At 64.6% G+C, this 393-nt stretch carries 1 protein-coding gene; it reads left to right on the top strand.

Annotation, left to right across the window (positions count from 1 at the left end; all coding sequences use genetic code 11):
• Positions 1 to 206 precede the first annotated feature (206 nt).
• A partial coding sequence (locus AC1DYK_RS36100) for a hypothetical protein (protein ID WP_478170637.1) occupies positions 207 to 393 on the top strand: 187 nt, incomplete at its 3' end.

A 393-nucleotide genomic window follows, 5' to 3' on the forward strand; every position in this document is an offset into this window, starting at 1 on the left:
CGCCATGGCCGCTGGAACGCCGAAGCTGATCGACCGAGCAACGGCACTCCAGACACGCGAACAGGTCGGCACCCACCTCGCCGGCTGGTTCCAGGCCCAACCCCTGTGGGACCAGATCACTGCAGCGCACCCCGACCTCTTCGACTAAGCGGTTGTGGTGATGTCGGGTGCGGTTCGGGTGTGAGGTGGAGCAGGGAGGCGCTGCCATGCCGAAGATCCTGCGTGTGGAACTGACGCCTGATCAGGATTGTGAGGTGTGTGAGCGTCTGCGGGCACGTGATCTCGGGCCGTACACCAGGCTGCGTCCGGACTGCATTCGGTTGATCGCGCGGGGTATGACCCTGCCCCAGGTCGCTGACCTGCTCGAAATGCAACGACGTCTGTGCGTGGTGC

This window comes from Variovorax sp. P2_H12, from assembly GCF_056403395.1.